7 protein-coding genes and 1 pseudogene are annotated in these 6,598 nt (G+C 42.3%); 3 read left to right on the forward strand and 5 right to left on the reverse strand.

Translation table 11 applies throughout. The features are described 5' to 3' along the window. Window positions 1–32: 32 nt before the first annotated feature. Window positions 33–212, reverse strand: a complete 180-nt coding sequence (locus ACYQ3Q_RS19850) for a hypothetical protein (protein ID WP_459930234.1) — start codon at window positions 210–212, stop codon at window positions 33–35. Then, the gene (gene hprK, locus ACYQ3Q_RS19855; RefSeq protein WP_459930235.1) at window positions 213–1,109 is read right to left on the reverse strand and encodes an HPr(Ser) kinase/phosphatase; all 897 of its coding nucleotides are present in this window, start codon (window positions 1,107–1,109) and stop codon (window positions 213–215) included. A gap of 499 nt (window positions 1,110–1,608) precedes the next feature. On the opposite strand from hprK, the gene ACYQ3Q_RS19860 reads away from it, so the two are divergent. Together ACYQ3Q_RS19860 and ACYQ3Q_RS19865 are read left to right on the forward strand one after the other, a co-directional pair. Next, complete coding sequence (locus ACYQ3Q_RS19860) at window positions 1,609–1,896, forward strand: UxaA family hydrolase (RefSeq protein WP_459930236.1); 288 nt, start codon at window positions 1,609–1,611, stop codon at window positions 1,894–1,896. 46 nt (window positions 1,897–1,942) lie between these two features. Further along, the gene (locus ACYQ3Q_RS19865; protein ID WP_459930237.1) at window positions 1,943–3,100 is read left to right on the forward strand and encodes a UxaA family hydrolase; all 1,158 of its coding nucleotides are present in this window, start codon (window positions 1,943–1,945) and stop codon (window positions 3,098–3,100) included. A 670-nt stretch (window positions 3,101–3,770) separates the two neighbouring features. Here the strand turns inward: ACYQ3Q_RS19865 and ACYQ3Q_RS19870 are convergent. The 3 genes and pseudogenes from ACYQ3Q_RS19870 to cas1 form a co-directional block, all read right to left on the reverse strand. Further along, a complete protein-coding gene (locus ACYQ3Q_RS19870; RefSeq protein WP_459930238.1) occupies window positions 3,771–3,905 on the reverse strand; it encodes a hypothetical protein in 135 nt (44 codons plus the stop codon). Between the two features lie 632 nt (window positions 3,906–4,537). After that, the gene (gene cas2 / locus ACYQ3Q_RS19875; protein ID WP_459930239.1) at window positions 4,538–4,801 is read right to left on the reverse strand and encodes a CRISPR-associated endonuclease Cas2; all 264 of its coding nucleotides are present in this window, start codon (window positions 4,799–4,801) and stop codon (window positions 4,538–4,540) included. 44 nt (window positions 4,802–4,845) lie between these two features. Beyond that, a pseudogene (cas1, locus tag ACYQ3Q_RS19880) lies at window positions 4,846–5,135 on the reverse strand (CRISPR-associated endonuclease Cas1); the annotation flags it as partial. 2 nt (window positions 5,136–5,137) lie between these two features. On the opposite strand from cas1, the gene ACYQ3Q_RS19885 reads away from it, so the two are divergent. Then, window positions 5,138–5,881 (forward strand): IS3 family transposase, encoded by a 744-nt coding sequence (locus tag ACYQ3Q_RS19885; protein WP_459930240.1) that lies wholly within the window; start codon window positions 5,138–5,140, stop codon window positions 5,879–5,881. The last annotated feature ends 717 nt before the right edge of the window (window positions 5,882–6,598 follow it).

Consider the following 6,598-nt stretch of genomic DNA (forward strand, 5'->3'; position numbering starts at 1 on the left):
CGTGTTACACCCTTTTTAAAAATCACTCATCATCATCTGATAATGACATTTTGATAAACAATTTGCACCGATGAGCCGCATTCAAAACCGACGATTTCCCCTTTATACTTAGAGCCACCCTCTACTCGATTACGGAAAATCTTGGGCTTAACAAGCTTACTAACGATTGGACACGTTTCTTCTCTTTCCTCAATAATCTGCTTTATGTTCATTCATCTCATGTCTCTAAGATGGAGGCGCGTCTTGCTCTTAGCAGACCTAGTCCTATTTTGCATAACGGCTACCTCAATAATCGTAGCAAGATTACGCCCTGGGCGGACTGGAACCGTGATCTCAGGAATTGAAATCCCTAGGATCTCTCGTGTTTTTGGCGGATCAATTCCTATATGATCGTAGGTTTTTTCTTGCTGCCATTCCTCCAATTGAACAATTAACTGAATAACTTTTTCATCCCTTACGGAACCTGCTCCAAACAGAGTCGTCACATCCAGAATTCCTAAACCACGCAACTCAAGCAAATGCCGAATTCGTGCTGGAGCGGTGCCTAGCAATCTCTCTTCATCAACCCGGCGAACTTTCACAACATCATCGGCAACCAACAAATGCCCGTTTTTAATAAGTTCTAAAGCCGCCTCGCTTTTACCAATTCCACTTTCACCAGTGATCAAAACCCCTACTCCATAGACATCGACTAACACTCCATTAGCAACCGTACTGGGAGCTAACTGGTTAATGAGGTAACGTATTAAGAGATAAAAAAGTTGCGTGGCAGAGCGATGAGTGGTCAAAAGAGGAATTTTCCGTTCACTGGCTAATTCGATAAATTCCAAGGGAAGCGCTAAACTCCGAGTAATAATTACACAAGGTACTTCTGCAATCATGACTTGGGCAATCTTTGAGCGACGCACCGAATCATCATATTGCTGGAGTAACCCTAATTCAGTCCGACCGTAAACTTGAATGCGCTTAGGAGTCAAATGCTTTAAATAGCCAGCTAATTCGGCACTCGGACGTTTTAAGCTATATTCAGTGATTTCTTTGTCTAACCCCACATGCCCAGCTAGAACCTCAAAATTAAATTCCTCAACTAACTGGTTTACCGTAAGCAATTTGCACCCCTTCTTTCTTAGAGGAGAAACGGGGAGACACGTCCCCTGTTTTGTGTGAGTTGTTTTTCCTCGTTTTTTCCCCAGATTTCTTAAGTCCATTAAGGGGTTTAATCTTAAAATCATAATTCAAATCTTGTTCCAATAGTGTTACCTTTCTCCCTACTTCCTCATGAAGTCATGATCTGAATTTGTCTTACCTTTATTACTTCTAGTTTACCCTCCGTATATCCTTCTCGAACTGTTTTACAAGGCTTAAAAGATTGAGCTTTAGTTCTCTACTTTTCTATCATACCCGATTCCCTTTGAAGCTATTTGAACGCTGACGTAACTCGTTTACCTTTTATTCGGAACTCTTACGACTAAAGGTTGGGCAAATATATTTACAACTCCCCCATGTTTCCGCTATTCTATAATAAGACTCATTTTCTATTGAACCATACCAATCATGTTTAATAACCAACATCAGTATTAATCTTTGATATTTTAGGAGGTGCCTCCCTTGAAGAAGCAAGCGGTTGTCATAAATCCCAAAGATAACGTAGCAACGGTTGTCGAAGACATCTCAGCAAGTACGATTATCCATTTCTTCGTAGGCCAATCGGAACAATCCCTCCAATTACTGCAGGATATACCTCTCGGCCATAAATTTGCCATTCAAGAAATAAAGGTCGGCGAAGAGATCCTTAAATACTCTGAAAGCATCGGCTTGGCTACTACCTTAATTCGGCCTGGGCAACATGTCCACGTTCACAACATGGAAACCCGACGCGGACGCAGAGACGCGTGACCTTATAATGGTCGATACAGTCACATGGATTAGAGGAGGAAATCTCATGCAAATTCTTGGTTACCGTCGACCGGATGGAAAAGTGGGGATACGTAATCACATCTTAATAATCCCTACCTCCGTCTGTTCGAGCACCGTCGCTTCAAATATTGCCAGTCAAATCCCCGAAGCGATATCGCTGCCTAATCAACACGGTTGTTGTCAAATCGGTGCTGACCACGAGCAAACAGTCCGAACGTTAATCGGCTTTGGCAAGAATCCCAATGTAGCCGCAGTTCTCGTCGTCGGACTTGGTTGCGAAGGGATTCCAATAAGAGAAACGGCTGCAGAAATCGCAACATCCGGCAAACCTGTCGAAGTGGTTATTATTCAAGAAATCGGCGGCACTTTAAAAACTGAAGCGGAAGGCTTACGCAAAATAGCTGAATTAGTTCGCCAAGTCTCTCATCTTCAACCCGAAAAAGTAGATCTTAGTGAACTGAGCCTCGCCATCGAGTGTGGAGGGTCTGACTTCACCTCCGGCCTGGCCTCCAACCCAGCCTCAGGCATTGCCGCAGATTTGTTAGTGGCTGCTGGGGGTAACGTCATGTTGTCGGAAACCACGGAATTCATCGGAGCAGAGCATGTCCTTGCTCGCCGTGCCAAATCAAAGGACGTCGCCGAGAAACTGTTTAAAATCGTGCATGACTGCGAAGAAAGAGCAAAGCTCTTAAACGTCGACATTCGTGATGGACAACCCACACCCGGCAACATTGCCGGTGGCATCAGCTCGATTGAGGAAAAATCCTTAGGATGTATTTATAAAGCAGGGCATGCTCCCATTCAGGACGTTCTCTATTATGGTGAGATTCCTCAAGGCAAAGGGCTCTATATCATGGATTCCCCAGGTCAAGATATTGATTCAATCACAGGTATGCTCGCTGGCGGCGCAACCGTCGTGATCTTTACTACGGGACGCGGAACACCGACCGGTTCCCCCATTGCACCCGTCATTAAAATCACGGCCAACGCCCGCACCTATAAAATGATGGAAGATAACATGGATCTTGACGCTTCCACCATCATTTCGGGTGAAGAAACCATCGAGCAGGCCGGGCACCGTATTTTTGAGGAAATCATTGCCGTGGCAAATGGACGAAGAACCAAAGCGGAGAGCTTGGGATATCGAGAGTTTGGGATTTACAAAATAGGACCTACTTATTAGGCCTGTTAAAACAATGTGACGTTTAACATTTATAAGCTCCCCTAGAATGCCTATCTGCGCATTGGCTGCAAGCATTCATATATAGGTCATTTATAGCAACAATTGCAGGATTATGGCTTTCATAGATTTTCAGAAAAACTGTTTATCCTAACCCTCAAGGTGTATAATGAAGTTATCAGTGTGCTATTGAAGGAGGTCACAAACTATGTTTAGCGTTGATAAAGAAGCTGTACAATATATCAAGTTGAGATCAGGTTCTTTGGTAATTGACTTGAAGTTAAACCCGGCCGCAGGCGGATGATGCCCCGCCCCGAACGTAACAGGTCGTTACGTACCGAAACTCTCTATCAGAGAACCCCAGGCTAACGAACAACTCCAATATAATGTTTTTGACCAAGATGGAATCAAAATTTACTATTCGTCAAAACTTAAAGCTAGAGACGGCTTAACAGCTATTAGAATTAAACTCAAGAAACTATTGTTTTTTAAATGGTTGGAAATAGAAGGGGCAGGGATAATGTGAGTGGGAACAATTAACAGAAGCAGGGAACGATTCTAACTAGAGTCGTTCCCTGCTTCTGTTCCATGAATAAATCCGTCTTTGAAGGAAAATCATTTAAATCCTATCCCATTAAATAATAGGGTTAATTAAGAATTTTTACAGGGAAAACTACTTTACCCCACAAGGCTGGGATGGAGAAGAGGTACCTTTCATCTTACAGTCCTCGCATATTTGTAACCCTCGATCTTCATACAAATCCTCTGTTGAAATAACTTCAACCCCACATTTTTCACATTTAGCCATAGCAATCTCCCCCTTCATAAAATCAAAATCTTTTTCTAAGAAAGTTATTTATACTAATTATTATATTAACACGATACTACAGAAATTCATAGTGTTCAGTATTAATGTTTTTAGAATTTTCTAATTATTCTTCCCAGCTGATCAGAGAACCAGACGAGATTTAATCACTTTGATTGGTGGAACATGCTTGCGAGCTATCATTTGTTATCATTCCGCATAGGTTCCCGCGTAGCTTCCAGGTGTCTTCGCGGAACATCAGTTCCGCTGAATACATGCCTAGGCAGAGTAAGAACGCTTCAATCCCTTATAGGGGAATACAGACGCTTTCATACCACAGCAGAGCATTATCTTCTTGCAGGTTTCAATTCCTCATAGGCAGGCTACAGACTATATATAGCATCTGAAAATGGAATTGCAATATAATTGAGTTTCAATTCCTCATAGGCAGGCTACAGACCCATTTTAGGCCCAAAAATAAAGGGTTATCTAGAACGCTCAAATTCAGTTCAACAACAACCTCAAAACTGGGAACCTGCATATATAGTACTTTTCCCTGTCGTCGATCTCCAAGGGTTTTTACTTTATTGTACATCGACGACATTAACAAAGAAAGAGGTTCACTTGCCCTTTCTTTAAATAATAAGTTCTTCTCCCCCTTTACGCAAGCCCATGATTTCTCGATCAGTATACTTAGTAGTACGAGATGTGTAGATAATCACTGAATCATGGTCAGACTCGATAATTCGTTCCAGTTCCATTTTTAATTTCTTCAGATTGCTTTCGCTGATTTCTCCCTCTAAGACCGAATTTTGCACCCAGTTTAAATATTTTCGGCAACGTTTAAGTACCTTGTTAACGCGCCGTTCTCCCACATCGTATACCACGATCACAAACATAGCGTTTCCTCCGTTTTAACATTTCGCCATTTTCAATTAACACATTACCACTGAGTAACAAAAGGCTCATATTCCTTCTCCCCCATTAAATGCTTCTCAAGCTTATACAGTTCTAAGCGCAATAATCGCCGGTAAGAAACTGGTGATCCGATCTCTCTATGATTAATCGTTGTCTTTAACCGATTTTCCAACTCCTCAACGAACACTCTCCGGCCTTGTTCTTTCAGTATTAACCCGCCCCCCTCATTTTTAAATCCTTCTTACTGATCATTCTCTTACCTATCAAAGAAAAGATGACGCGATCCACGATGATCGGCTTAAAGATTTCCGCAACTTTTGGCGAAGATCCTTCAAATACGTGCAGACAATCCAGACTACGGGGCGTATAGAATTTATCTACATTTAAAGCTCTATCAGAACTATACCGGCAGTTATTATCTAATTCTTAAGCTCTGTAAAACCCATCATCTGATGTTGAAGAAAAAGTATCATGCCAAGGGAATAACAAAAGCGGATCGCGCAGCACAGGCTAGTGCCAACCTGATCAAACAAGACTTTACCGCCGAATTACCGAATCAAAAATGGCTTGGAGATATTACTGAAATTCCAACATCTGAGGGCAAGCTTTATGTCGCGGCTGTAATGGATTGCTTTGACGGAACCATTGTAGGACTAAAAATGGCCGATCACATGAGAGCAGAGCTTTGTGTTGAAGCGTTTACCTCCGGAGTTAAAACGTATCAAGCTTACGGAATGATCTTTCATAGTGATCGTGGTAGTCAGTATACCGGTGGGCATTACCGTCAAACTTTGGCTCAGTATGGTGCAATCCAAAGCATGAGCAGCACTGGAAAATGTTACGATAATGCCCGGATGGAATCTTTCTTTGCCACACTAAAGAAGGAAAGCATCTACAAAATCAAAACCGAAGTCATGAGTATGAATGCCGTCAAAAGCATGGTGTTTCGCTTTATAGAAATCTATTACAACCGAAAACGTATTTACACCACCAACGGAGGCTATCCCCCCTTGGTGAAGCGATCACACTATTACCAGAACAACTTACTGCGAGCTGGATAAAAAGTATTTTGAGTTTTTCGCTTAAGTTTCTCCCAAGGATAGGAAAATAAGATACCAGGATGATCAAAGTGATACCCTGGCTATCCTCGGCAGAACACTACCGTCTGCTCGTGTTGCTCTCCAGCAGCGCACTATCCTTCCGGTAGATAAGAGCCAACTATATTCTATCCATAAATTATTACCCACATTCCTCAAAACAATTTTTACGAGTTTAAGGACTGCACCAAATTTGACAACTCCAAAGCACTCATAGACAACGAGTAGGGGTTAGCCTTTTTTCGCTAAATACGAGGCATATCTGATACGCTGGACTGCAGATACTATCCAATATTTACATTTCACTATGGTTAGATTCCAACAAGACACCGCTGCGTAGATCTCTATCTAGTTGCAAAAGGAAAACTTGCAACAACTACCCCAAAACAGCTAACTGCAAAATTGCTCTCATTACTCGAGGGAAGGTCCTCCAATTCGGTGCATAGTGCGCAAGGTCTTGGCAATGCTTGATGATTTTGCCATTTCTTTTGTAGTGAGCTGTAGAAACTGGTGCAGTGAGATCATCGGTAACGAGAAGAGAGTCACGCGCCAAAGGACGAAATACTCATTTGCTTGATTGTTATAATGAGGTATTCGACAAATTGTGGGAAGTACCAGTCCCCTTTTGGAGGAAAAGATGACCCTCGAAGACGAACTTCGGAGGCCTTTTCTGACACGAAC

The sequence above is a fragment of the Desulfosporosinus burensis genome, assembly GCF_054657535.1.

What these genes read in the sequence shown, in the direction of transcription:
- ACYQ3Q_RS19870 (WP_459930238.1), bottom strand. Translation starts at nt 3,905, where the DNA reads ATGGCTAAATGTGAAAAATGTGGGGTTGAAGTTATTTCAACAGAGGAT.
- cas2 (WP_459930239.1), bottom strand. Translation starts at nt 4,801, where the DNA reads ATGTTTGTGATCGTGGTATACGATGTGGGAGAACGGCGCGTTAACAAG.
- ACYQ3Q_RS19850 (WP_459930234.1), bottom strand. Translation starts at nt 212, where the DNA reads ATGAACATAAAGCAGATTATTGAGGAAAGAGAAGAAACGTGTCCAATC.
- ACYQ3Q_RS19865 (WP_459930237.1), top strand. Translation starts at nt 1,943, where the DNA reads ATGCAAATTCTTGGTTACCGTCGACCGGATGGAAAAGTGGGGATACGT.